Source organism: Wigglesworthia glossinidia endosymbiont of Glossina morsitans morsitans (Yale colony), from assembly GCF_000247565.1.
Lineage (GTDB): Bacteria > Pseudomonadota > Gammaproteobacteria > Enterobacterales > Enterobacteriaceae > Wigglesworthia > Wigglesworthia glossinidia_B.
Genome location: NC_016893.1, coordinates 36,172 through 61,729, shown reverse-complemented (window position 1 = coordinate 61,729; position 25,558 = coordinate 36,172). Strand labels below are relative to the sequence as shown.

Sequence of the window (25,558 nt, the reverse complement as noted above, 5' to 3'; positions counted from 1 at the left end):
ACGTTGCATTTTAACACATAAAGTTCTCCAAGATAAAAATTTACAAAAGCAAATAGACGAATTATATTTAAGAAAATATACCAAAGGAGTATAATATTTTGATATGTTTGAATGAAGATAATATTCTACATAATATACAAGACGTAATTAATGTTATTCCAGAAATAACAGACAAATTAGAATTCAAAAAGATATTAAAAAATATTTTTGAAAAATCATTTTTTAATCAATTTAATACTTCAATTTTTGATGAAAAAAATGTTCAAAAATATTTTAATGATTCAGAAATTTTAAAAACTGAGAAATCAAATTTTAACGAGGAAAATAATACATTATATAATTTTAGTATGTCTAAAAATGACATTCAAAACTTGTTTAATTCTAAAATTGATAATACGTTAAACAAAAATTTTAATAAAAAAATAAAAAAAGATATATTAGAAAATTATTTTTCAGAAAATTATATTTTCAACAATAATCAAAATTTGATTTTTTCGAAAGATTTTGATTTAGATCATTTGAACTCAGCAAACCAATCACCAAAAAGCTGTTTTTTATCTATTGATCAAAATGATTATATTCAATTAAAACAGAACAAAAAAATTTTTTTAGTAAATAAAAACATATTTGAGAAATGTATTTCTAATTTAAAAAATGAAAATATAGAAAAATCATATCAAAATATAGAAATTAAAAAAAATTTGGAATTGATTTTTGAAAACTTTAATCAGGATAATCGACAGAAAAATATAAATCAAAAATTTAACAATTTATCTGATTTACAAGATATTTATTATATGAATACCAATGAATTTTCTTCCATTACAGAATCGAAAAATTTTGTTCAAACATTATATATAAAAAATTTTGATGATTTAAAATCTTGGATGAATTTAGTAAAAGAAAAAATTGCATTTTTTAAAAAAGATGGCGTATTTCACTTAGAATTTAAAATACATCCGAAAAATCTGGGATCTATTAACGTTATTTTAAAATCTTACAAAAGTAAATTAAAATTACATGTATTTTCTGAACATTCAGAAGTAAGAGGGGTTTTAAAAAGTTCTTTAGAAGAATTACGTAAATCTTTATTAGATAACGGTATATTATTAGATAGTGCAATGATTAGTAATCATTTTATAAAAGATTTTTTACATTACAAGTCAGATAACATTTTTAATAACATAGAAAATCAAAATCAATATAGATTAAATGAAAAAAATAATGAATTTAATAAAGATAGAAAAAAAAATAAAAAAGAACAGCTAAATTTGAATAAAATTGAAAACGATAATATCTATAAAAATAAAATACAGTATATCTTTAATCAAGATCATACAAGAATAGATATGTATGCTTAATTTCAGTATGATTCAAAATATAATATCGTATTAAATAAATACAGGAAATTAAAAGTGGCAATTATGAAATTTAATTTTTTTAAACGTCCAATAGTTATTGCAATGCTTATTGGAGCAATCATTTCAATTATTTTAGGAGTTATATACTTTCAACCTTGGATAAAAAACAAAAATGATATACCTCTTTTATCTCAAGCTGCAGAAAATGTTCCTGTAGAAAGTTCTTCTGCTCAAATATACTTCCCTTTAGATGCATTTACTGTAAGTTTACAACCAGAAGACGGCGAATACGGAAGTATGTTATATATCGGATTAACATTAAAATTGAAAAACGAATCTGTAAAAGAACTATTAGAAAGTAAACTTCCAGAATTACGCAATCAATTAATTTTGTTATTATCTCAACAAACCCCTTCATCTTTATCTTCTTCAGATGGAAAAAACAACTTATTAAAAGAAATTAAAAAAGAACTTAACAAGCAATCTTCTGACAATCAAATTCCAATAGTTAACGACGTTTTTTTTAATTCGTTCATTATAAGGTAATATAATTATGTCCGATCAACAGTTTAATATTGATAACAAAAAAAATGATAGCTTTTTAAATTTACATAAAAATTTTTCTCTTAATATAAATAAATTAGATAAAAAAAATCAATTAAAAGTAGAAATTTTACAAAAAATTAATCAAAAATTTTCAGGATATTTTAAAAGCATGCTGTCAAATTATATAAAAAAGTCAGTAGAAATCACTCTAAATAAAACAGACATACAAAAATATTGCAGTTTTATAAAACAATTTAAAAAACTAATTAGTTTAAATATAACATATAGTAATGCATTAAAAGCAAATATTATATTAATTTTAGATCCTATATTTATTTCTATTGTTTTAGAGATTTTTTTTGGAGGATCCGGAAATAATATATCTGTAAAAGAAATTAAAAAATTTACTATATCAGAAAATCGAATAATTCAAACTTTAATCAATTTAATGATAAAATCATACCAAAAATCTTGGGAGACTAGTCATTATTCTATAGATATAAATTTTATCAGTTCAGATACATGCATAAAAATTATTGAATTTGAAAACGAAGAAGATATGTTAATTTCCTCATTTAAATTTACATATAAGAATATAGAAAATAATTTTTTTATTATTTTTTCTTCATATGCATTAGAGATATCTGATAATTTTAATAATAAAAAATTATCAAAAATATCAAAAAATTCAGAAATTAAGTGGAAAAAAAAATTATCAAATGAAATACAATCTAGCGAATTAAATATTCAAGTACGTTTTTCAGAAGTTGCAATATCTATTGCTAATCTAATAAAATTAAAAAAAGGCGAAATTATTCCTTTTTCTTGCTCAGAAAAACTTACAGCATATGTTGACTGTGTACCTGTTTTTTCTGGCTATTATGGAAGTTTAAATGGATATTATGCATTAAAGATTGATAATACCATTCACTCATCTATTAATGAGTTAAAAAAACAAGGAAGTACCGAATAATGAATAACATAAATAAAGAACTAAAATCAGATGATACAAAAATAAATGAAAAGAAATCAACAGATAGCGTTTTAAATCAAAAAGAAACGTCAGAAAATCCGAGTGATAATAAAATTGTAGCATCTGAAAATATTTTTGAAAATTATGATGTAGAAGAAAATAATCTTAATTTAATTTTAGATATTCCGATAAAAATGACTATTGAACTCGGTAGAAAACGCATGACTATTAGAGATCTGCTATATTTGAAAAAAGATGCTATTGTTACTTTAGATGGAGTCGTCGGAGAACCTTTAGATATTTTGATCAATAATTATTTGATTGCTCGAGGAGAAGTAGTAGTTATGCAAGAAAAATACGGCATTCGTATTTCGGATATTATCACTCCAGAGGAACGTATACGTCGGTTAAATAGATGATAAAACATATTTTTTTATCAAGTTTTCCTGAATTTTTAAAAATTGCTATTGTACTAATTTTTATTATATTGCTAATATTTTCAATATTTAAATTATTAGTCTATTTACAATGGGCAAAAATATACAATAAAAAAATACCACTTATTAAAATAAAAAATAGCATATCTTTAGGAAATCGAGAAAAAGTTATTGTTCTACAAATAGAAAAAGATTGTGTTGTTCTTGGGGTTACACCAAATTGTATTAATTATTTATATACTATTTCTAACAAAAATAATCATCAATTTAATAATAAATCTAAAAATTTTTTTAAGGATTGTAATGCAAAAAAGAAATAAAAATATGCATATTATAGTTTTCGAAAAATCCATATTTTATATAAAAATTTTTCTAAAAAAAATTGTTTTTATTTCAGTGCTTGTATTTTTTTGTTTATCAAGTACAACTTATGCTGCAAATTTAGATAACGTAAATGATTCTGTAAAAAATTTAGAAAATCTTAAACTATCTTTACCAGTTCAAACACTAATTTTTTTAACTTTTTTAACTTTTATTCCTGCTTTAATATTGTTAATGTCAGGATTTACTCGAATTATTATTGTACTTAGCATTCTTAGAAATGCTCTTGGTACACCTACTGTACCGCCGAATCAAATTCTTATAGGATTATCGTTATGTTTAACTTTTTTTATTATGTCTCCGATAATAGAACAGATTTACAGTAGCGCATATCAGCCATTCTTACAAAATAAGATTACATTTCCAGATGCAATATCTTATGCAGAAAAACCTATTAAAAAATTTATGTTATCTCAGACTAGAGAAACAGACTTAGCATTTTATTCTAAAATTAGTACGATTGAGATACAAGATGCTAATCAAGTTCCTATGAAAATTTTATTACCTGCTTTTGTTACTAGCGAATTAAAAACTGCTTTTCAAATTGGATTTACGTTGTTTGTTCCTTTTTTAATTATTGATATTGTTGTTGCAAGCATTCTAATGGCATTAGGTATGATGATGTTGCCACCAACAACAATATCACTTCCATTTAAATTAATGCTGTTTGTTATGGCAGATGGATGGCAAATATTATTAGGTTCTTTAGTAAAAAGCTTTCAGTTAAATTGAAACATATATTATGACATCAGAATCGGTAGTATTAATCGGATTAAATGCAATTAAAATTGCATTAAAAATTTCTTTTTTACCTTTATTTGCTGCAATGATTACTGGATTAATTATCAGTATATTTCAAGCTTCTACGCAAATTAATGAAATGACATTATCATTTATCCCTAAAATATTAGCAGTTTTAGTAATAATTCTAATTTTTGGATCTTGGATGCTACGCACATTCTTAGAGTACATGATTAACTTATTTAATCAATTGCCGTATTTATCGGGATGAATGTATGATTGATATTTCAACAAATTTCTTTTTTGATTTAATTCATCAAGTTATTTGGTATGTAGCACGTATAAATGGGTTATTTATCAGCGCTCCATTGTTTAGTGAAAATATCATACAGAAAAAAATTAAAATTGGAATTTCAATTTTATTATCTTTAGTTTTTGCTTATCAATTTCCATTAATTAATATTAAATTTTTTTCTTTTGAAGGAATATATCTTTTAATTGTACAAATTATTATTGGATTTTTAATAGGATTAATTCTGCAATTTTCTTTTTGTAGTGTTAAATTTGCTGGAGAACTAATTGGATTACAGATGAGTTTATCTTTTGCTGTATTTTTTGATCAAATAAGTGGTCCAAATACTCCAATAATTTCAAGATTCTTGTATATTATGTTGGCATTAATTTTTTTGTCATTTAATGCTCATTTGATAATATTTCATATTATTTTTATAAGTTTTAAGTTGATTCCAATCAATATGCATTTTAATTTCGGAAACGAAATATTTTTTTCTATTATTAATTATTCCGGTATAATATTTAATTATGGCTTGCTACTTGCAATACCTTCAATTACTGCTTTATTAATTTTAAATATATTGCTTGGAGTTTTAAATAGATTTAACCCTCAATTTTCAATTTTTGTTATTGGTTTTTCTTTTACTTTAGTGCTCGGATTATTATCTTTAAATTTTATTTTGTCTAATTTTGAAAATTTTTCTAAAAAAGTCATTGAAGATGTTTTCCGATATATCACTGAAAACTTGATTTATTAATTAAATAAATTTTTAATTTATATCACTCCATTAAACAAAGACATATTTTTCATAATTTGAAAAACTTGCATAGAAGATTCTACAATTACTTTAGAAAATTGTAATTCGGAAGCCATACGAATTAGTTCGTTATGTGTTTGACCTAGAATATTTTGCGTATATTCATTTATTTTTTCTATATCTGATGTTGCAGACTTTTCTAAGTCATCTAATTTTGTTAAATAATTACCAGATTTTACTTGAGCAGAAAATACCTGATTTTCAGTTTTTTGAATTAATATTTTTGTTTGATTTATCAAATCATACGGTAATTCTATATTAATTTCTTGAGATTTTTCATTTTTTATTTTTTTTAATGCATATTGTGATAATTCATTGATTAAAGCATCTAATTTTTGAAATAAATTTTCTTTTTCATTTTTTATGAATATTTCGCTGCCTATATGTCCTATATCTATTTGCCAATTTTCAGAAATTTTTAATTGTAAGCATTTTTCTCCGCCTTGATAATTTTCTTGATTATTACTATTAAAAGGTGCTTGATTACATTGATCTCCAGAAAAAATATAATTTTGATTTTCATCTGTGCTATTGGCAAGCATAATAAGTTCATTTTTTAAGCTTTTTAATTCTTCAATTAAAATTGTAGGATCTCCTAAAGTTTTTTGAATACTAACAACTTTTACTCCTATAACGCTTAAAGTATTACTAATATCTTGTAATATACTACATTCTTTAGATAAGAAAGATTTTATGTAGTTTCGAGTTTGATTAAATCTATTTAATTTATATAATCTATTTTGATTTATTATATTTTTTGATATAGCACTAGGATTATCTGAAGCATTGCATACGCGTTTTCCCGAATTAAAATAAGATGTCAGTCTATGAAACTGAGATGTAGAATATGTAATGTTATTTGAGCAATTTTTATATAAAGAATACGTGCTTAAAGTCATTGAATTTTCCTCTAAATTAATACTTTAAAGAACTTAAATCAATTAACTATTTACTTACTATTCCTAATAAAGATTCGAATAGAGAAGAAGCGATTTTAATTAATTGAATATTAGCGTAATAATATTGGCGATATAATTCTATATAAATATATTCTTCTTGCAAGTTAATTCCAATCTTATTTTCGTGTTCCAAATGTAATTGATTGTTAATTTTTTCTTGAGAATCTTTTACATTTTGTATTTTTTTAGTGATTTGGCCTATATAAGACATAAAATCAGCGTAGTTTTCTGTAAAAGTTGAATTATTAAATAATTTTATATTTTGAATTTCTAAAAGTTTTAAAGCATTAACATTATTATTGTAACTGAGATTATTATCTGAAGCAGATAATAAATTTCCATCATTTAAATTTAATTTAATACTATCTGAAATATTCATAAGAGAACTAATTTGAAATTGATCGCCATTGTTTGGAATGCCATCTAAATGTACAGAAATATTGTCAAAAAGAATTTCATTTTTAAGATTTTTTTGATCTGTTTCATAATTAACCTTCGTTTCTTTTCCGTTAACGAGTTTAAATATAACCCAGTGATCAGATTGATATAGTAAGTTGTATCTTAAAGCAGAAATATTAGAGTCTTTTATATCTAGGTTAGAAATTTTCGCATTTCCAGTATTAAATTTGCTTTGTACTGAATTCAATTGTTGATATGAAAATATATCTTTTCCTTTATTTCGATTTAAATCATATCCTTCTCGATTTATTTTATTGAATTCCTGAGACAAATAAAAGATATTTTGATTAATTTTTTCTTTTAATATAGGTATATTATAATTGTAAAATGATATTAAACCTCCAATTTCTCCTGAACTAATAGTATTAAAATTAATTTGTACTTTTTCTTTCTGAGTTTTTGCATCATTTAAATATGAAATAATTATATTTTGATTGTTATCTTTTTCATATATTAAAGGGTAAGATTGAGTATTATCTAATAAAGTAAATCCATTTTCTAAAGTAATATGAGTTGATCCTTTTTCATTTAAATGAACTATAATTCCTATCTTTTTACTAAGTTCTTCGAGAAGAGAATCTCTTTTATCTAATAAATTTAAAGATACTTGATTATGATTTGAATTAGCAATTAAGTAGTTAATATTTTTTAATTCACTAGATAAATTGTTAATTGTATTAATAACAGAATAAATCTCTTCGGATGTATTAGATTGAATTTTATTTAATTGATTTCCTATATTATTAAATTGGTTTACAAGAGATTCAAATTCTAACACTATATTAGTACGATAAATATTATTGTCGGGTTGTTGAGCAATAGATTCTAATGAACTAAAAACGTTATCTAACTGTTTTGAAAAATTTTCGATATTATTGCTAAAAAAATTGTCCAAATTTTTTAGTTTATTGCTTTTAGCATAAAGTGCATATAAAGCACTGTTAGTATGTCGAATTTTTTCGTTACTTGCTTCGTCGTATATTCTAGAAATATTTGTAATTTCTATTCCGTTTCCAATGAATCCTTTTGCAACGTTTTTGCCTTCCATAGCTGTATTTATCAACTGTTCTCGATGATATTGAGTATTATTAGCATTAGATATGTTGTTTTCAGCAACACTTAATGCTAGTTCGCCGTATTTCAATGAATTTCCAGCGATGTGGTATAGATTAAACATGTATACAGCCTTTGTTTGATTTATTTAAAATAAAATAGTAATGATTATTATCGGATTAATTAATAAAAAATTTGATATTTATTAATATTTATAATTTTAAAAAATTCTTATACAAAAAATATTTATAATTTTTGGAAAAAGTATTTGTTAAAAAAATTTTTTAATCCTATGCTTTTTTGACTAATTTTATCAGATAGCATCTGATCGTATATCGATTGATATAACATAATTTGTTCGTTATTTAATAGATTTTTTTCTAAATGTGTAGAACGCATACTTTTTATCATCAAATTTACAAATAAGCTTTCCATTTGTTCAGAAGAAGCGCTTTCTAGTTTATTTAAATTTTTTTGATAAATTAAATCGGATTGATTCAAAAAATTACAGTTAGTGTTTTCTACAGATAGAAGATGATTCATTTTTAATTTACCTCAATTTTAGCATTTAAACATCCAGCAGATTTCATAGATTCTAAAATAGCCATTAAATCATTGGGCTTAGCACCAATGCTATTAAGAGATGCAATTACAGCATTTAAACTTGTGCTGGAAGAAATTTCTTGTAAAGAATCGCCTTGATTTTTAATTAAAATTTCTGTTTCTGGAGTTATAACAGTATTGCCGCCACCTAAAATTGTATTAGGTTGATTGACTTTATTAGTTTTTTTAATTTCTACTGTTAATTCGCCATGAGCTACAGCGCAGTTATTTAATACGACTTCACGATTAATAACTACAGATCCAGTTCGCGAATTAATCACTATAATAGCATCTGCAGGTCCAAGCATAATTGGAATATTTTGTAAACGTGCAAGAAATTCTATTTTTTCCATCTTATTGTTGCGAGATAGTAAAACTTGAATAGTTTTACTATCTATCGGATACGCACTTTTTTTCCCAAAATAAGTGTTAATTGCATCACTAATTTGTTGTGCTAAAGAAAAATCATTATTATTTAATTGTAATGTAATTGTTTCTTTATTGTTAAAATCTATTTTTATTGATTTTTCTATAATTGCTCCTTCGTGAATTCTACCACCATTTAATTGATTCACTTGTGTATTATTTCCTCCTGATTGCGCTCCAAAACCAGATATTAAAATATTTCCCTGTGCAAAAGCATATACTTGATTGTCTACTCCTTTTAAAGGAGTCATCAATAGTGTTCCGCCTCTTAAGCTTTTCGCACTTCCTAATGATGATACTATGACGTCTATTTTTTGACCAATATTTGCAAAAGGAGGTAGTTTTGCAGTTACCATAACTGCAGCTATATTCTTAAGTTGCATGTTAATTCCCGATGGAACAGTGACTCCTAATTGAGATAACATATTTCTTAGACTTTGAACTGTAAATGGAGTTTGTGTAGTTTGATCACCAGTACCATCTAAACCAACAACAAGTCCATATCCAATTAATACATTATCTCTAATCCCTACAACAGTAGTAAGATCCCTAATACGTTCTGCATAACTACTATTAATATAAGTTATATATGCAATTAAGATTGTTATCTTAATTAAAAAAGGTTTCATATTTTTTCCTTAAAATGGCAAATATTTTAAAAACAATCTTTGTAACCATCCCATTTTTTGCGCTTCATGAATGTATCCATCGCCGATGTATTCTATTTTAGAATCAGAAATTAAAGTAGATATAACTTGATTATTATGATCAATTGTTTTTGGATTAACAATTCCAGAAAATCGGATAGATTCTGTTCCTTGATTAATTGCAATTTTTTTTTCTCCAGCAACACGTAGATTTCCATTTGTTAAAATTTCCATGACTGTTACTGTAATAGTGCCATGAAATGTATTGTTAGCTTCAGCTCCACCTTTTCCATTAAAAACATTATTTCCGTTAACGTCTGTAGTCAATCGATTATTTCCCATAATGCCATTAAGTATATTTGGTAAAGCGCTAATATCTAAATTTGTGTTTCCTTTTCGGCTAGCATTTGTTGAAGTACTTTTGCTTGCACTGACATTTTCCTGCAATAATACAGTCAGAATATCTCCAATATTACGAGGTCGTCTATCTTCAAAAAGAGGCTGGTATCCATAATTGATATTATTTTCTGGCTGAAAAATTGTTCCATTCACAAAATTAGGTAATGGTGGATTAGGAGTGATAGTTGTAGATCCTTCTATTAAAGATTGATTGCGCGGTGTAGAACATCCTCCTAGGAGGATTAGGAGAGCTATTGTAAAATAGCGTGATTCGTGCATTATATGCCTTTAAACTTAAAAAAAATTAAAAACTAAAAAAAAATTAAAAAATTTTTATACAAATTATATTTGAGATAAACGTTGCAACATTTGGTCAGATGTGGAGATTACTTTACTATTTAATTCGTAAGCACGCTGTGCTTGAATCATAGTAATTAATTCTTCTGCAATGTTAACATTAGAATTTTCTACAAATTTTTGTTTTAAAGATCCTGCTCCATTAATTCCAGGAGCATTATCTATAGGTGATCCAGAAGATTGAGTTTCTCGATAAAGATTTTCTCCTACGTTTTCTAATCCAGATATATTAGCAAAAGTAGAAAGTGTAATTTGTCCTACTTCTTGAGGTTGTGTTTGACCTGGTACGGTAACACTTACTATGCCGTCTCTACTAATAGATACATTAGATGCTCCACTAGGTATTGTAATAGATGGTTGAATAGGATATCCGTTAGAAGTTACTAACTGGCCGTATTGATCTAATTGAAATGATCCATCTCGGGTGTACATATTGGTTCCATCTGACATTAATATTTGGAAAAATCCTTGACCTTCTATAGCGAGATCTGTTTCATTTCCTGTATTAGTTAATCCACCTTGCAAATGTATTCGAAGAGCAGCGGACGGACGTACTCCTGTACCTATTTGTAAACCTGAAGGTAATACTGTCTGTTCGGAAGATTTTGATCCTGGTTGTCTGATTGTTTGATATAATAAATCTTCAAATATTGCTCTATGTCTTTTAAAACCGTTTGTAGAAACATTAGCAATGTTATTTGAAATTATATCGATATTTGTTTGCTGTGCTTCTAATCCAGTTTTAGCAATTGTTAAAGAACGAATCATTTTATTTCCTTATGCTTGATTAAACGATAATATTTGATTAGATAAACGAGAATTTTCATTAATATCATTTATAATTTTCATATTAATTTCAAAATTTCTAGCATTATTTATTATTTTTATTATAGCATCTATTGTTTGAACATTGCTCTCTTCAAAAGCACCCGAAATTAATTTTACTGATGTATCTTCGGTAAGTTTTTTATTTTTATAAGTCATAAATATTCCATTATTATTTAAATAAAATTCATTTGGTTTTGCTTTTACTAATTTCAATTTTCCAATAGATACTATTGATTTTGGTGAATCTCCTGCACCAAGTACAGAAATAACGCCATCATTACTAATTGTTAATGAAGCACCCGGCGGTATTTCTATTTCGCTACCTTCAGAACTGAGTAGTGGATAATTTTTGACTTTTAATTTTCCTTCTTCGTTGATTGTAATGTTTCCATTTTTAGTATATCCTTCAGTTCCATTTTTTAATTGTACTGTTAACCATCCATCATTCATAATTGCTACGTCTAAATTATTACCGCTATAATATATAGGTCCTGGTGCACTACTGTGCATTGGTGTAGTGGCGATTGATAAGGTCCTTGTGGATAGCGTAGGACCTTGTATAGGAATTGATTTTGCAGTTGGAATTTGTGCACGAAATCCGGATGTCGAAGCATTAGATAAATTATTTGCTGTAATACTATGACGTTCAGACTCTGAAATAGCCGCATTCATCATTGTATAAATTGCACGATCCATAGTAATTACCTCATATTTACTAAAACTTGTAATAGTTGATCTTGTGTTTTTATTGTTTGAGCATTAGATTGATAATTGCTTTGCTGTATCATCATCTTTACTAATTCATTACTTATATCTACATTTGAAGATTCTAATTTTTTTCCTAAAATTTGACCAAAGCCTCCAGATTCAGAAGTTCCAAGTGTTGCAGCTCCTGATTCTTCGGTCTCTATCCAGCAATTTTCCCCAGTTGATTTTAATCCAGATGGATTAGTAAAGTTTGCCATTACTATTTGTGCAATTAGTTGAGTTTGTCCATTACTATAATTAGCAATTATTTTACCGGAATTACTTATTGTATAGTCAATAAATTTTCCTACTCCGTATCCGTCAATTTTTTGATTATAAATTTTATTTTCGGATTCTTGCTGAATTAACTGATTCATGGATATTGTTACTTCGAATGCTTTAGATCCATTAATACTCGAACTTGGTATGGTAAGTTGTGGATAAATTTCTCCAGATTTTTTTAAATTTCCATTTTCATCAAATGAAATTGAAACAGATTTAATGTCAATGTTTTGTCCGTTCATAATTGGCGCTGTTTCGTCGTATCCGTTCACTGTCCAATTACCGTCTTCTTTATTTTTTACATAAAAAATCTTAATAATATGTTTTTTTCCTAGACTATCATAAGCTTCTAACTGACTAGTGAAGTTGTAGCTGTCTGGATTATTAAATTGAAATTGTTCTATTTTTGGAGGTACATCATTTGATTTTAAGTTTCCTTGAATGCTGCCTTTTGTAGAAGCCATAGGATACATTGAATCGTCTGGTAAAAAAATATTTTCTATAGGAGATCCCGTGCTAATGGAGGGAGGATTACCTGTTGCTTGATATCCTGTAAGAAACTTATTTTGAAAATTAACAATTTGTTTGTTAGAATTTAATTTAAATTCTCCATTTCTAGTAAAATAAACTTGACCTCCATTATCTGATAATCGAAAAAATCCATTTCCAGAAATCGCAAGATCTAAATTTTTTGCACTGGATAACATTGATCCATTCTCGAAATTTTGTGTTATACCAGATGTTTGTGAACCTAATCCAATTGCGCCTGAAAATATATCAGAAAATGATATAGCGGAAGACTTGAAACCTACTGTTTGAGAATTTGCAATATTATTTCCAATAACATCTAGAGCTTGTGATGCTGAATTAATTCCGTTGATACCTTGAGAAAAACTCATATTTTATTTCCTAGTTATTTATATTTTTTTAATTTTTATTATGAAAATTTTTATTCAATAGAAATGACATCTTTAACGTCGATTAAATTTCCTTTTTCTAAAGCTAATTTAGACTGACCATTTTTAAAAATGATGTTATTAATTTTTTCGGATTTTAACGCATAAATTTCCGGACGATCTCCATTGTTATTAAATGCTTCAAAACTGACTCTAAATATATTATTTTTTTCATTACTACTGGAATGTATTTCTGGAACAGTACGATTGTTATTAATATTTAATTTATAAATCCCAGGTTTTAAATTGTAATAATTTTCTACATATGAATTTCCTGATGTATCTGTTAAATTCAAGATCACGTGATCGGCTTTCGAAGCGAGTTTAAATCCGTAATTTTTTTTACCTTCGAATGATACTACTGGATTCCCGGAAATCATAATTGTATGTCCAATCCAATTGGATAAATTAATTGCTTGAGTATTATTGTTTGTATTTTTTATTTCTTGCATAATTTTGCTTAATTTTTCTATTCCCAATGCGGTGTGCATTTGTGTCATTTGTGATGTTAAATGATTATTATCTATAGGATGTGTGGGATCTTGATTTTTTATTTGCACTAAGATCATTTTTAAAAAATTATTTGTTAATGATTCAAGATTACTGTTATTTATTTGAGAATTTTTATCAAAATTTTTTTGATTCTCTATACTGTATATTTCGGAAAAATTTCGATCATCTTGAAAATTATTTTTTATACTTTCAGAAAATTTTTCTGGGAAAATGCTACGCTTTTTTATGCGATTATGATGAATTGTATCTAAATAAATATTATTTTCGTCTAATATTTTTTGTATATTGATTTGTTTTGTTGGAATATTCATTTTTCATTTTTTTTGAAAATTTGATTTAGTATTTATTGTCCTAAAGATAATGTTTTTAATATCATTGAACGCGCTGTATTGATGACTTCAATGTTTGCTTGATAACTTCTAGATGCAGAAATTGTATTCACCATTTCTTCAATTATATTTACATTTGACATTTTTACATATCCATATTCGTTAGCTTTTGGATGATGAGGATCATATATTAATTTTAATGGTTTTTTATCATTAATAATTTTTTTTATTTTAACTCCACCTATTTGATTTTTATGATTATTATTATCTAATTGAAAAATTACTTGTTTAGATTGATATGGATCTCCATTTTTATCAACACTTTCTGAATTTGCTATATTACTCGCGCTTATATTAATTCGGCAAGATTGCGCAAATAAAGCTGATCCAGAAATTTTTAAAATATTTAGCATAATTTATCCTTTATATAATACAGACATCATATTTTTAATATATCCGTTTGTAATTGTAATGCTTGCATAATATTTAATACTATTTTCAAGAAAATTTATTCTTTCTCGATTCATGTCTACTGTATTTTGATCGGCTGAAGGCTGATCAGGTGTTCGATAAAGTAAGTTTTTAAAAAAATATTGTATATTTTTTCTATTAAGATGATTTTTTGATGTTAAATTTAAATTTATTATGGAATTTTTTTCTTTTTCTTCTGAATTTGAAGCTTCACGCAGTATTTTTTCAAAATTGATATCACGTGATTGATATTTTGGAGTATCTGCGTTAGCTATATTTGCCGCTAATATTTCTTGTCTGACGCGAAAAGTATTCATGGCAATTTTTTGAAAATTTAAATATCGTTCTAGTTTATCTAACATACGGTATATTTTAATAAAATTTGTCCGAACAATATGCTAATAGTTATTAGACATTTTTAATGGAGAAAATAACACAATGTTTTTTGCTTATTTACGGTTATCATAATTTAAAATTTTAATGGATTTACTTCAACATTTTTTAAGAAAAATTGCATATGAAAAAAAATTTAAAAAATTTTTTAGTTTTTATTTTATTTACACTTTTTTTTGAATTTAAGATATTGGCAAAAAATTCAGACTTTTTAATTCCAGAAATAGAAAAATTATTATATGAACGAAATAATAGCAAATTAGTGGAATATAAAATTTTTATTCTTTCTCCTAAATTTATTGAAGATAATTGCATAAAACCAAAACTTTATATGACTAATTATATAAATATCAATAATATTTCAATTGTCAATATACAATGTACAAATAAAAAATATATTTTCAAAATTAATATAAAAAGTTATTCAAAATATTATAAATCATCTGTTCTTATCAAACCTAAAACAACTATTAAAAAAACTCATATTCATCAAACATATGGTGAAATTACTAATTTACCTAATGATCTTGTTTTATCTAATTATCCTATAATAGGAACAATTTCTACAAGATTGATCGGGGTTGGACAACCTGTTACTTTTAGTATGATACGCGACCCTTGGAATGTACATCAAGGCGATAAGATCTTTATTGAACTTATTGGAAATGGATTCCGAATCCGCTATTATGGAATTGCCATGAAAAACGCTGTTATAGGAGACATATTAAAAGTAAAATTACCATCTGGAAAATTTATTCAAGGAATTTTAAATTCAGATAACATGTTAGTTTTCAATATAAAATAATTTTAAGAAAAATTATATTTTGTCGATAAAATACTGTGTTATTTATTTCCAAAAAATTTTTTTTAAATACAGATATTAAAGAAAATTATTAATTTTTTAAGAAACTTTAAATTTCGTACTGATTAGAATATGAAAAATAATACAATTAATTTATGTTCTTTTGAAGAACTGCATAAAACTTTAAATCACATCTTTTACAATTTAAAAAAATTCAAGTTTATATTAAATTTAGAAGCAAATTTTTTGTCTACTACACCTGTAAATTATTTAAAAATTCAATTTATTATCGAAAAAAAACAAAAGATAGTTAATAAATTAAATGAATTAGACAAAAAACGAATTTCTCTAGAAAAAACTTTGAATATTCGATCTAATGATTTAAAACATCCTAAATCCCAAAATTTATGGAAAAAAATACAAAGCATCACGCATGAAGTTTATGAAAGAAATGAAAAAAATAATCAAAAAATTAGTACTCAAATGAATTTTGTGAACACGTTACAAAAAAAATTTACACAAGTTATTCCAGAAGCAACATTTTACCGTTCCGACGGAAATTCGTATAAATTACTTACAAAAAATTTTCAGAGTAAAGCTTAAACTCTTTAAAGCTTATTTAAAATCAATAATTGAAGTAAATTTAATCGGTCTTGTATCAATAATTTCTAGAGTAGATAGCACAGTAATTTTTGGAAATGAATTTCTTAATAGACGCGATAATACGTTACGTATAACAGGATTAACTAACAATACGTAAGGTGCTTTTAATTTTTTTTGATTTTTTAAAGCATAAGAAACATTTTTTATAAGATTTTCGACGATCTTTGGCTCTAAAGCGCTTCCGCTTTTTACAGTATCTATTAATAATTTTTCTAATTTCGAATCTAATCCAATTGCTTGAATTTCATTTTTATATTGATTTTTTGGAAACCAATTTTGTGTAATAAATCTTCCTAATTTTTGACGCACTAAACTTGTTAAAATTTCAATATCATTTTGTTGTGGACAATTTTCTGCAAGACAATCGATGATTGATCGCATATCTCTGATGGAAATTTGTTCTGTAAGTAAGTTTTTTAATATTTTATTAAATGTTGTAATAGAAATTATTTCAGGAATAAGTCCATCTACTAATTTTGGTGTAGTTTTTTTAAGATGTTCCAGTAAATTTTGAGCTTCTTGTCTTCCAAATAATTCTCCTGCATATTGCATTAAAATAGAATGAAAATGTGTAGCAATTACTGTGCTTGCATCAACTATTGTATAACCAATTGAATTTGCTTCTTCTTGCATATCTTTGCTAATCCATACTGCTGGTAATCCAAATGCCGGTTCATAACATGTTTTTCCGATCAGATCTTTTTTAATAAAACCTGGATTAATTGCCATGATTTTTTCAGGATATACTTCGTTTGATCCAATTTCAACTCCATTTAATAAAATACGATAACAGATCGGTGTAATTTCTAAATTATCACGAATATGTATCACAGGAGGCAAAAAACCCATTTCTCGAGCAAATTGTTTTCTAATACCTTTTATTCTTTTTAGTAATATCCCATTATTTTTGTTATTGTCTACCATATTGATAAGTTTATAACCTACTTCTAATCCAAGTGCATCTTCTTGATGCACATCATTCCATGTAGCTTCATTAAAAATTTTATTATTTTTTTGCAAATTAGAATTTGGTGTTTTGGTGATTTTTATGCTGTTTGTATCTAATTGTTTTGATAATTTCCATGTTATAAAAAGTAATAAACAAGTAAAAAACAAAAATATTGTGTTTGGCATACCCGGGATTAAGCCAAAAACCCCTATAATTAATGCTGATAAAAAAATTACTTTTGGATTATTAAATAATTGAGACAAAATTTGCTCACTAACATTTTGTTGTGTAGTTACTCTAGTAACAATTACTCCTGCAGCTGTAGAAATAATTAATGCTGGAATTTGTGCAATTAATCCATCTCCTACAGTTAAAATAGTATATGTTTTGCCTGCACTTAATATGTCCATATTATGCTGCATTGTTCCGATTAACAAACCTCCAATTAAATTAATCATCATAATCAGTATTCCTGCTACTGCATCTCCACGAACAAACTTACTGGCTCCATCCATTGATCCATAAAAATCTGATTCTTGCGTAATTTCTGCTCGTCTTTTTTTTGCTTCTTCTTCTCCAATTAATCCGGAATTTAAATCGGCATCAATAGCCATTTGTTTGCCTGGCATTCCATCTAAAATAAATCTAGCACCTACTTCGGCAATGCGTACTGAACCTTTTGTAACTACCATAAAATTGATAATTACTAACATGGAAAAAACTATAATACCTACTGCAAAATTTCCACCAACTAAAAAATTTCCAAAAGCATCTATAATTTTTCCTGCAGCGGAATTTCCATATTGACCATTTAATAAAATTATACGAGAAGATGCAATATTTAATGCAAGCCTTAAAAGCGTTGAAAACAAAAGTATAGTAGGAAAAATTAAAAAGTCCAAAATACTACGAGTGAACATAGTTAACAGAAGAATGATAATTGAAAATACAATATTAAAAGTGAACATAACGTCTAAAATAAATGCAGGTAAAGGCAAAATCATCATAAACAAAATCATAAATATGATTATTGGTCCTGCAAGCATTTTATATTTAATTTGATTAAAAAATTTTTTTAAAAAAATTAAATTATCGCCTGTATTATTCATTCGAAATTTTCCGATTTTTTGAAAATTTTAGTATATTAGGAACGTTGATATTAGTTGGTTTTTCAGGAGGAATGCCACCTAAATTTCTCCAACTTTTTAAGTTGTACACCCATGTTAAAACTTTAGCAACAGATTCATACAATTCTGATGGGATATATTCTCCAATACGACAATATTTATATAATATTTGAGCTAAACTAGGTATTTGTATGATAGGAACAAAATATTTTTGTGCTTTTTCTTTAATTTTTTTTGCAATATTTCCTGATCCTTTCGCTAAAAGAACAGGAGCATGCATTTTTTTTTGTTCATATTTTAAAGCAACTGCATAATGAATTGGATTTAATATAATTACATCTGCTTTTTTAATATTATTCATCATACGATGATATGCTAATTTACGTTGTTTTTGACGTATAAAATTTTTTAATTGTGGATTGCCTTCATTTTCTTTATTTTCATCTTGAATTTCAAGACGTGACATTTTTAACTTTTTTTTGAAGTTAAATAATTGAAATAATATATCGAATCCTACAATAGGAACAAGACTTAAAAGTATTAAAAAAACACATTTTTTAATTATTAATACGCTTTTTTCTATCGCAAATAAATAGTAGTTGCTAGATAAATCTGCAATTTTGAATTGCATAAACCATAGGTATAAAATACAAAACGTAAATGTTAAAATAAATTTAAAAACTGTTTTAATCATTTCAAAAAAAATATTATTTTCAAATATTTTTTTAATTCCTCTATATGGATTTATTCTAGAAAAATCAATACGTAAAGGTTTCTTAATTAATACCCATCCTCCTAACAAACCGGAGGTTCCGATAGATACTATGATGATAGAAATAAAAATTATCATTAAAATAAAAAAAATATCTTTTATTGATGAATAAAAATTAAATAGAATAAAATTGTTTTCTTCTTCTTGAAGAAACCCAAAGTTTAAGTTTTTTGTAATAAAAATTTTTATATATTTGATTAAATGATTTCCTAAAAAAACAAAGATAAGCCACCCAAAAAATAATGTAACTAAAGAAGAGAGATCTCTTGAACGTGGTATATTTCCTTCAAATCTAGCTTTTTTTAAACGATGCGGAGTGGGGTCTTCGTGTTTTTCTGATTCATTATGATTCATTATGATTTCTTATTTATTTTTTATATATATAATAAATACATTTATTTTTAATAAACTAAGTTAAAAAATTATTATTCATTTTTTTTTGTAAAATTATTCAAATTAGATTTCAGTTGAAATTCATTTTTTCCAGTAAATGCTTGAGGAGCAGCTAATTTCCATAATTGAGATGCTGGATCATCATTAGTTTCAATAAATTCGCTATGACTTTCACTGTTTTCTTTTTTGATGGCTGCCTCTTGTTTTTGAGTTAAAATAACTATGCTAATTCTTCTTTGTGATGCATAATGAGAATGTTTGTGCTTTGTTGCCATCGTATTAGCCATACCAATCACCCTTAGTATTTTATCGCTCATTAATCCACCTTCTACAAGTTCACGACGTGATGCATTTGCACGATCTGCAGACAATTCCCAATTTCCATATCCACGTTCTCCGTTAATGTATGGTTGATTATCAGTATGACCTGCCAAACTAATACGATTAGGTAATTCGTTTAATACCGGAGCTATTATACGCATAATATATCTCATATATGGTGCGATTTCTTTTCCTCCGGTTGTAAACATTGGTCTTTTTTTACTGTCAACGATTTCAATTCTTAATCCTTCATGTACTAAAGTAATATGCATATTTCGTTGAAAATCACGCAATCTTGGATCATTTTTTAATATTTGTTGCAAATGATAACGTGTTTTGTTTAATCTTCTTATATCTTTTTGATGCGCTAGTTCTTGTTCTTTTCTTTGATTTGCATGTTCTGTTTGAATAGTGCTTCCACCATTTTCTGGCATAGGTATAGAGTGAATGTTAGTTTTTTGATTTTTGTTTAAATTATCTTTTATTGGCATACGAAAGTAATCAGCAATTTGTTCGCGTTGCTGCGGAGTGCTTGTGCTAAGTAGCCACATAACTAAAAAAAAAGCCATCATTGCTGTCATAAAATCAGCATATGCAATTTTCCAAGAGCCACCGTGATGACTAGAATTTTGAGCTTTTCTCCATTTAATTAATATTGTTGTTGGTGAGTTTTTTTTCATGAATTCACTGTTGCATTATCGTTACGAGATTCTAATCCTGATTTTTTAACTTGACGTAAATGTTCTTCAAGTTCAGTAAATGAAGGACGTTCAGATGAGTAAAGAATTTTTCGACCAAATTCGATTGCTATTTGAGGTGCGTATCCATTAATACTGGATAACAGAGTAATTTTAATACATTGTAGCATTTTAATGTGTTCGTCACTTTTTTGTTTTAATAAAGCTCCTAGCGGCATCACACAGCCGTAAGCTAATAAAATTCCTAAAAATGTTCCTACCATAGCGTGAGCAATTAACTCTCCTAATTCAGCTGCCGGTCTATCTGCAGCGGCTAACGCATTAACTACGCCCATTACAGCAGCTACTATTCCAAAAGCAGGTAGTGCATCACCAACTTGTAACAAACTGGTAATTGGAACTTCATGTTCTTGCTCGCAAGTTTCAATTTCTTCATTCATTAAGGCCTCAATTTCATAAGCATTCAAATTTCCGCTAATCATAAGCCTTAAATAATCTACAAGAAAATCTATAATGAGTTTATCTTTTAGCATTAATGGATAATTTGAAAAAATTTTGCTTGTTTCAGGATTATCGATGTCTTTTTCTAAACTGATTAGTCCTGATTGTCTACTTTTTGAAAGTAATCGATATATAAGGGACATGACATCCATGTACATATCTTTATTATAACGTGATGAGTGAAATAATTTTGGAAATGCTTTGATAGTTGCAAAAATAGATTTGCCGTTATTTCCAACAATAAAAGCACCTAATCCAGCCCCTAATATAATTAATAATTCTACTGGTTGAAATAATGCGCCAATTTGGCCTTCTGCTAATAAAAAACCGCCAAACACAGAAACGAATACAACGCAGTAACCGATTATAATTAACACAATGATCCCTTAAAAAATAATGAATATTAAAATTTGTGAGTTTTAGAATAAATTTTGAAAATTTATTTAAACAATATTAAAACACTGAACTTTTTAAACATTTTATATTTTAATTTGTTTTAAAGGCATACGCGATTATCGGCTGTAACATTAGAAAGTTTACGTTTTTTTACCGCTCTTGATGGTGGATGACAAAAACTGCAAATAAAAATTTTTTTTGGATGAAATGCATATGTAATAAATGCGCCGCTACATTTAGTACACTTAGTTTGCCCTAATAATTGACTATCAATAAAACGTAATAATATCCAAGCTCTAGTTAATCCCAGCACTGGTTTCCCGTTTTGGGATCTTGGACACAATTCTAAATATAAACGATAAGCTTTTACCATTGCTTCTATATTTGAAATGTTTCCTGTACGTATCAAGCATAAATAAGCATTATAAAAAGCTGAGGAATGAATGTTTTGTTCCCAGGATAAAAACCAGTCTGCAGAAAATGGAAGCAAGCCTTTTGGAGCAGGAGATCCTTGTACTTCTTTATATAATTTAAGCAATCTACTGCGACTTAAACATGTTTCATTTTCAAGTATAGGTAGTCGTGCTCCTAACGAAATAAGTTCTGTAGCTAATTGTATGTCTTTTGATTCTTGCATAATACTTTTTCTATACATAATAATTACTCCTTGAGTAAAGGAATAGAACGCGCATGATATGATTTTAGCAATTGCGTGGATAACATAATACCGGTGTGTACTTGCTGTAATTCGTCTACTCTAGATTCACGTGTTAAGCAATTAATCACTTTTTTATCATCTAATCTTAGTAAACAGATTAATTGATTAGTTGCGCCTAATTTAATTAATTCAGATAAAGAAAGTTCTGATATCTTATCTAGTGTTTCTTCACATACACCAAGGCGAAAGCTTGCTATTTTTTTATCTTGTTTGATTATTTCTTGAGCAAGCAAAAGATAAGATAAATTTATTTCGTGTATATTCTTTAGAATATTATCATTACTCATTTGTATGCATCCTTGTTTTTCTAGCGAAGAAAGATTTTAAATAAACTCTTAATTAATTAATTTACTAAATTAAAATTTTGATAATTGAGCTCATTTTATAAACTTAAGAAGTTAAGTTTTTGTTTTCAATATTAAAAACTATTTTTTTAAAAATATAATGTTCTCGTTCCTGAATATCAAAATATTAATCTATTATTTCATGTTCATTGGAATAAATTGAGATTTATTTTATTTTAAATAAAATAAAAAATGTTCTTTTTTTAATTGAATATAAATTCTTTTTATATCTTTAATTTTATCTCTAATAAATTTTTAATTTCTAATTTTTTTTAAATTTTAAATCGTATTGATAAATAGTTATTTTAATTTATCTAAAATTAATGATTCTTTATTTTTTATTATTTTTTAATTGATATTTTATTTTAAATATATAACAAAATTAATTTTTTTAAAAGTTATTTGAAAATCACAATTTTAATGATTCTAATTTAAAAATGATACTTTTGTCTATAGTTTATTTGTAACAAAATTTTTTGTATTTATTTTTTTTAAATGAATGGTGGGAAATATTACTGTTTTAATTTAAATACGTCAATATTTTTTTATTCAAAAAAATAAAAAATTTTTATTAATCTTAATAAGATAATTTTATATTTAAAATATAAACTATATTTTATAGACATAAAAAAATCTATTTTAATAAAAATAAAAAAAATAAATTTTATAATAAAAATAAAATTTAATTTTTATTAATTAATTTATATTCTTAATAAAATTTAATATAAAATCAAAAATTGTATGATTATTTTATAATTTTTGAATTAACAATTTTTTCTGTAATATGTTGAGGAATTTTTTTATATTTTAAAAATTCCATTGAATATGAAGCTCGACCCTGAGTTTTTGAACGTAAATCTGTAGCATATCCGAACATTTCAGATAATGGAACTTGTGCGGTAATTATTTTGATTAAATTACTTATGTCTTGCATGCCTTCTATTATTCCTCTTCTACGACTTAAATCTCCAATTACATCTCCCATGTATTCATGTGGAGTCTCTACTTCTACTTTCATAATAGGTTCGAGCAAAATTGGTTTTGCTTGCATAAAGGCATTTTTAAAAGCTATAGAAGCTGCAATTTTAAATGCTATTTCTGAAGAATCAACTTCATGATATGACCCATCAAATACAGTTACACAAATGTTTACAATTGGATATCCTGCTAAAACTCCGTTATTTAATTGTTCTTGAATTCCTTTGTCAATTGCCGGAATATATTCTTTTGGAATTACTCCTCCTGCAATTTTATTAATAAAAGTATAATTATTTTTATTTTTTTCGTTTTTTAAATTTTTATTTTTTGGTTCTATACGTAACCAAACATGTCCAAATTGTCCTCTACCTCCAGATTGTCGAATAAATTTGCCTTCTTCTTCAATAATTTCTTGAATAGTTTCTCTATAAGCTACTTGAGGTTTACCGATATTTGCTTTCACATTAAATTCTCGATACATGCGATCTATAAGAATTTCGAGATGTAATTCACCCATTCCAGAAATAATAGTCTGACCAGATTCGTTATCGCTATGTACATGAAATGATGGATCTTCTTTTGCTAATCTACTTAATGCTATACTCATTTTTTCTTGATCTGATTTAGTTTTTGGTTCAACAGCAATAGAAATTACGGGATCTGGAAATTCCATTTTTTCTAAAATAACAGGATGATCTGGATGACATAACGTATCTCCTGTAGTAACATCTTTTAAGCCAATAGCTGCAGCAATATCGCCTGATCTAACTTCTTTAATTTCTTCTCTTTTATTAGCATGCATCTGTACAATACGTCCAAATCTTTCATATTTATTTTTTACGGAATTGTATACTGTATCTCCAGATTCTATTTTTCCTGAATAAACTCGAAAAAACGTTAAATTTCCTACAAATGGATCGTTGGCAATTTTAAATGCTAATGCAGAAAATGGTGCACTAGTCTTTTCTGTTTTTTTTTGATTTATGTTTTCAATATTATTATTTATTTTATTAAAGCTTATATCAAGTGGTGATGGCAAATATTCAATTACCGCATCTAACATTGATTGTATCCCTTTATTCTTAAAAGCTGATCCGCATGTAACGAGTACAATTTCATTTTTTAAAACACGTGATCTTAATCCTTTTTTTATGTCTTTTTTTGTTAAATGATCATTTAAATATTTTTCTGTTAAAGTTTCTGAATTTTCTACAGCAGCTTCGATCAAGTTTTGATGCCATTTTTTTGATAGTGCATTTAATTCACTTGGAATATCTTTATAAAAACAGGTTACACCTTGATCTAAGGTATTCCAATAAATTGCTTGCATTTTAATTAAGTCTATTATTCCAGAAAAATTTTGTTCATTTCCAATTGGTAAATGAATTGGTATAGGATTAGCAGATAATTTATATTTTAGTTGATGAATAACATTGAAATAATTTGCTCCAACACGATCCATTTTATTAATAAATGCAATTCTTGGCACATTATATTTATTAGCTTGTCTCCATACTGTTTCAGACTGAGGCTGTACCCCTCCTACTGCGCAGTATACCATGATTGCTCCATCTAAAACGCGCATTGAACGTTCTACTTCTATAGTAAAGTCAACATGACCTGGAGTATCGATAATATTAATACGATGTAAGTTGAATTGATTTTTCATTCCTGACCAAAAACAAGTTGTTGCTGCCGAAGTAATAGTAATTCCACGTTCTTGTTCTTGTATCATCCAGTCCATAGTAGCGGATCCATGATGTACTTCTCCTATTTTATGATTGACTCCAGTATAAAATAGTATGCGTTCTGTAGTAGTAGTTTTTCCAGCGTCTATATGTGCGCTGATTCCGATGTTTCTATAATTTTCTATTGGTGTTAAATGGTTCATGTTTTCCTTCATACTATAAAATATATCATTAA

28 protein-coding genes are annotated in these 25,558 nt (G+C 26.3%); 10 read left to right on the top strand and 18 right to left on the bottom strand.

What is annotated here, in order from left to right; all coding sequences use genetic code 11:
- Positions 1-98: 98 nt before the first annotated feature.
- From WIGMOR_RS00300 to fliR, 8 genes are all read left to right on the top strand, one after another.
- The gene (locus WIGMOR_RS00300; protein ID WP_014353859.1) at positions 99-1,361 is read left to right on the top strand and encodes a flagellar hook-length control protein FliK; all 1,263 of its coding nucleotides are present in this window, start codon (positions 99-101) and stop codon (positions 1,359-1,361) included.
- 63 nt (positions 1,362-1,424) lie between these two features.
- The gene (locus WIGMOR_RS00295) at positions 1,425-1,907 is read left to right on the top strand and encodes a flagellar basal body-associated FliL family protein (RefSeq protein WP_041944141.1); all 483 of its coding nucleotides are present in this window, start codon (positions 1,425-1,427) and stop codon (positions 1,905-1,907) included.
- 7 nt (positions 1,908-1,914) lie between these two features.
- Complete coding sequence (locus tag WIGMOR_RS00290) at positions 1,915-2,880, top strand: flagellar motor switch protein FliM (protein ID WP_014353857.1); 966 nt, start codon at positions 1,915-1,917, stop codon at positions 2,878-2,880.
- A complete protein-coding gene (gene fliN / locus WIGMOR_RS00285) occupies positions 2,880-3,299 on the top strand; it encodes a flagellar motor switch protein FliN (RefSeq protein ID WP_014353856.1) in 420 nt (139 codons plus the stop codon). Before WIGMOR_RS00290 ends, fliN begins: the two co-directional genes overlap by 1 nt.
- On the top strand, positions 3,296-3,637 hold the full coding sequence (locus WIGMOR_RS00280; protein ID WP_014353855.1) for a flagellar biosynthetic protein FliO: 342 nt from the start codon (positions 3,296-3,298) through the stop codon (positions 3,635-3,637). Before fliN ends, WIGMOR_RS00280 begins: the two co-directional genes overlap by 4 nt.
- A gap of 4 nt (positions 3,638-3,641) precedes the next feature.
- The gene (gene fliP, locus WIGMOR_RS00275) at positions 3,642-4,430 is read left to right on the top strand and encodes a flagellar type III secretion system pore protein FliP (protein ID WP_071818473.1); all 789 of its coding nucleotides are present in this window, start codon (positions 3,642-3,644) and stop codon (positions 4,428-4,430) included.
- Positions 4,431-4,440: 10 nt separating this feature from the next.
- The gene (gene fliQ, locus WIGMOR_RS00270; RefSeq protein ID WP_014353853.1) at positions 4,441-4,710 is read left to right on the top strand and encodes a flagellar biosynthesis protein FliQ; all 270 of its coding nucleotides are present in this window, start codon (positions 4,441-4,443) and stop codon (positions 4,708-4,710) included.
- 4 nt (positions 4,711-4,714) lie between these two features.
- On the top strand, positions 4,715-5,491 hold the full coding sequence (fliR, locus tag WIGMOR_RS00265) for a flagellar biosynthetic protein FliR (RefSeq protein ID WP_014353852.1): 777 nt from the start codon (positions 4,715-4,717) through the stop codon (positions 5,489-5,491).
- Between the two features lie 17 nt (positions 5,492-5,508).
- Here fliR and flgL read toward each other — a convergent pair whose 3' ends face one another.
- From flgL to flgB, 11 genes are all read right to left on the bottom strand, one after another.
- Entirely contained in the window at positions 5,509-6,450 is a 942-nt protein-coding gene (gene flgL, locus WIGMOR_RS00260; protein ID WP_014353851.1) for a flagellar hook-associated protein FlgL, read from the bottom strand.
- Between the two features lie 46 nt (positions 6,451-6,496).
- Positions 6,497-8,146, bottom strand: a complete 1,650-nt coding sequence (flgK, locus tag WIGMOR_RS00255; RefSeq protein WP_014353850.1) for a flagellar hook-associated protein FlgK — start codon at positions 8,144-8,146, stop codon at positions 6,497-6,499.
- Between the two features lie 122 nt (positions 8,147-8,268).
- Positions 8,269-8,565 (bottom strand): rod-binding protein, encoded by a 297-nt coding sequence (locus WIGMOR_RS00250; RefSeq protein ID WP_014353849.1) that lies wholly within the window; start codon positions 8,563-8,565, stop codon positions 8,269-8,271.
- Positions 8,566-8,567: 2 nt separating this feature from the next.
- Positions 8,568-9,680 (bottom strand): flagellar basal body P-ring protein FlgI, encoded by a 1,113-nt coding sequence (locus WIGMOR_RS00245; RefSeq protein ID WP_014353848.1) that lies wholly within the window; start codon positions 9,678-9,680, stop codon positions 8,568-8,570.
- Positions 9,681-9,689: 9 nt separating this feature from the next.
- Entirely contained in the window at positions 9,690-10,376 is a 687-nt protein-coding gene (locus WIGMOR_RS00240; protein ID WP_014353847.1) for a flagellar basal body L-ring protein FlgH, read from the bottom strand.
- 63 nt (positions 10,377-10,439) lie between these two features.
- The gene (gene flgG / locus WIGMOR_RS00235) at positions 10,440-11,222 is read right to left on the bottom strand and encodes a flagellar basal-body rod protein FlgG (RefSeq protein ID WP_014353846.1); all 783 of its coding nucleotides are present in this window, start codon (positions 11,220-11,222) and stop codon (positions 10,440-10,442) included.
- A 9-nt stretch (positions 11,223-11,231) separates the two neighbouring features.
- Positions 11,232-11,978 (bottom strand): flagellar basal body rod protein FlgF, encoded by a 747-nt coding sequence (locus tag WIGMOR_RS00230; protein WP_014353845.1) that lies wholly within the window; start codon positions 11,976-11,978, stop codon positions 11,232-11,234.
- A 5-nt stretch (positions 11,979-11,983) separates the two neighbouring features.
- Entirely contained in the window at positions 11,984-13,210 is a 1,227-nt protein-coding gene (flgE, locus tag WIGMOR_RS00225; protein ID WP_014353844.1) for a flagellar hook protein FlgE, read from the bottom strand.
- Between the two features lie 50 nt (positions 13,211-13,260).
- Positions 13,261-14,091 (bottom strand): flagellar hook assembly protein FlgD, encoded by an 831-nt coding sequence (locus tag WIGMOR_RS00220; RefSeq protein ID WP_014353843.1) that lies wholly within the window; start codon positions 14,089-14,091, stop codon positions 13,261-13,263.
- Positions 14,092-14,123: 32 nt separating this feature from the next.
- Positions 14,124-14,522 (bottom strand): flagellar basal body rod protein FlgC, encoded by a 399-nt coding sequence (flgC, locus tag WIGMOR_RS00215; protein WP_014353842.1) that lies wholly within the window; start codon positions 14,520-14,522, stop codon positions 14,124-14,126.
- Positions 14,523-14,525: 3 nt separating this feature from the next.
- A complete protein-coding gene (gene flgB / locus WIGMOR_RS00210) occupies positions 14,526-14,942 on the bottom strand; it encodes a flagellar basal body rod protein FlgB (RefSeq protein WP_014353841.1) in 417 nt (138 codons plus the stop codon).
- Positions 14,943-15,097: 155 nt separating this feature from the next.
- Between flgB and flgA the strand changes: the two genes are divergently transcribed.
- Both flgA and WIGMOR_RS00200 read left to right on the top strand, forming a co-directional pair.
- On the top strand, positions 15,098-15,778 hold the full coding sequence (gene flgA / locus WIGMOR_RS03435) for a flagellar basal body P-ring formation chaperone FlgA (RefSeq protein WP_014353840.1): 681 nt from the start codon (positions 15,098-15,100) through the stop codon (positions 15,776-15,778).
- A 129-nt stretch (positions 15,779-15,907) separates the two neighbouring features.
- Positions 15,908-16,378 carry a flagella synthesis protein FlgN gene (locus WIGMOR_RS00200; RefSeq protein ID WP_014353839.1) on the top strand — a complete coding sequence of 157 codons (471 nt, stop codon included), beginning with the start codon at positions 15,908-15,910 and terminating at the stop codon, positions 16,376-16,378.
- Between the two features lie 12 nt (positions 16,379-16,390).
- Here the strand turns inward: WIGMOR_RS00200 and flhA are convergent, their stop codons facing one another.
- From flhA to fusA, 7 genes are all read right to left on the bottom strand, one after another.
- Complete coding sequence (gene flhA / locus WIGMOR_RS00195; RefSeq protein ID WP_014353838.1) at positions 16,391-18,496, bottom strand: flagellar biosynthesis protein FlhA; 2,106 nt, start codon at positions 18,494-18,496, stop codon at positions 16,391-16,393.
- The gene (gene flhB / locus WIGMOR_RS00190) at positions 18,489-19,640 is read right to left on the bottom strand and encodes a flagellar biosynthesis protein FlhB (RefSeq protein WP_014353837.1); all 1,152 of its coding nucleotides are present in this window, start codon (positions 19,638-19,640) and stop codon (positions 18,489-18,491) included. The genes flhA and flhB overlap by 8 nt, the downstream gene beginning before the upstream one ends.
- 71 nt (positions 19,641-19,711) lie before the next feature.
- Complete coding sequence (gene motB, locus WIGMOR_RS00185; RefSeq protein ID WP_014353836.1) at positions 19,712-20,680, bottom strand: flagellar motor protein MotB; 969 nt, start codon at positions 20,678-20,680, stop codon at positions 19,712-19,714.
- Positions 20,677-21,576: a flagellar motor stator protein MotA gene (motA, locus tag WIGMOR_RS00180; RefSeq protein WP_014353835.1), complete on the bottom strand. Its 900-nt coding sequence runs from the start codon at positions 21,574-21,576 to the stop codon at positions 20,677-20,679. Before motA ends, motB begins: the two co-directional genes overlap by 4 nt.
- A 119-nt stretch (positions 21,577-21,695) precedes the next feature.
- Positions 21,696-22,250 carry a flagellar transcriptional regulator FlhC gene (flhC, locus tag WIGMOR_RS00175; protein WP_014353834.1) on the bottom strand — a complete coding sequence of 185 codons (555 nt, stop codon included), beginning with the start codon at positions 22,248-22,250 and terminating at the stop codon, positions 21,696-21,698.
- Positions 22,251-22,255: 5 nt separating this feature from the next.
- Positions 22,256-22,600, bottom strand: a complete 345-nt coding sequence (gene flhD / locus WIGMOR_RS00170) for a flagellar transcriptional regulator FlhD (protein WP_014353833.1) — start codon at positions 22,598-22,600, stop codon at positions 22,256-22,258.
- An 802-nt stretch (positions 22,601-23,402) separates the two neighbouring features.
- Entirely contained in the window at positions 23,403-25,526 is a 2,124-nt protein-coding gene (fusA, locus tag WIGMOR_RS00165; protein ID WP_014353832.1) for an elongation factor G, read from the bottom strand.
- Positions 25,527-25,558 lie beyond the last annotated feature (32 nt).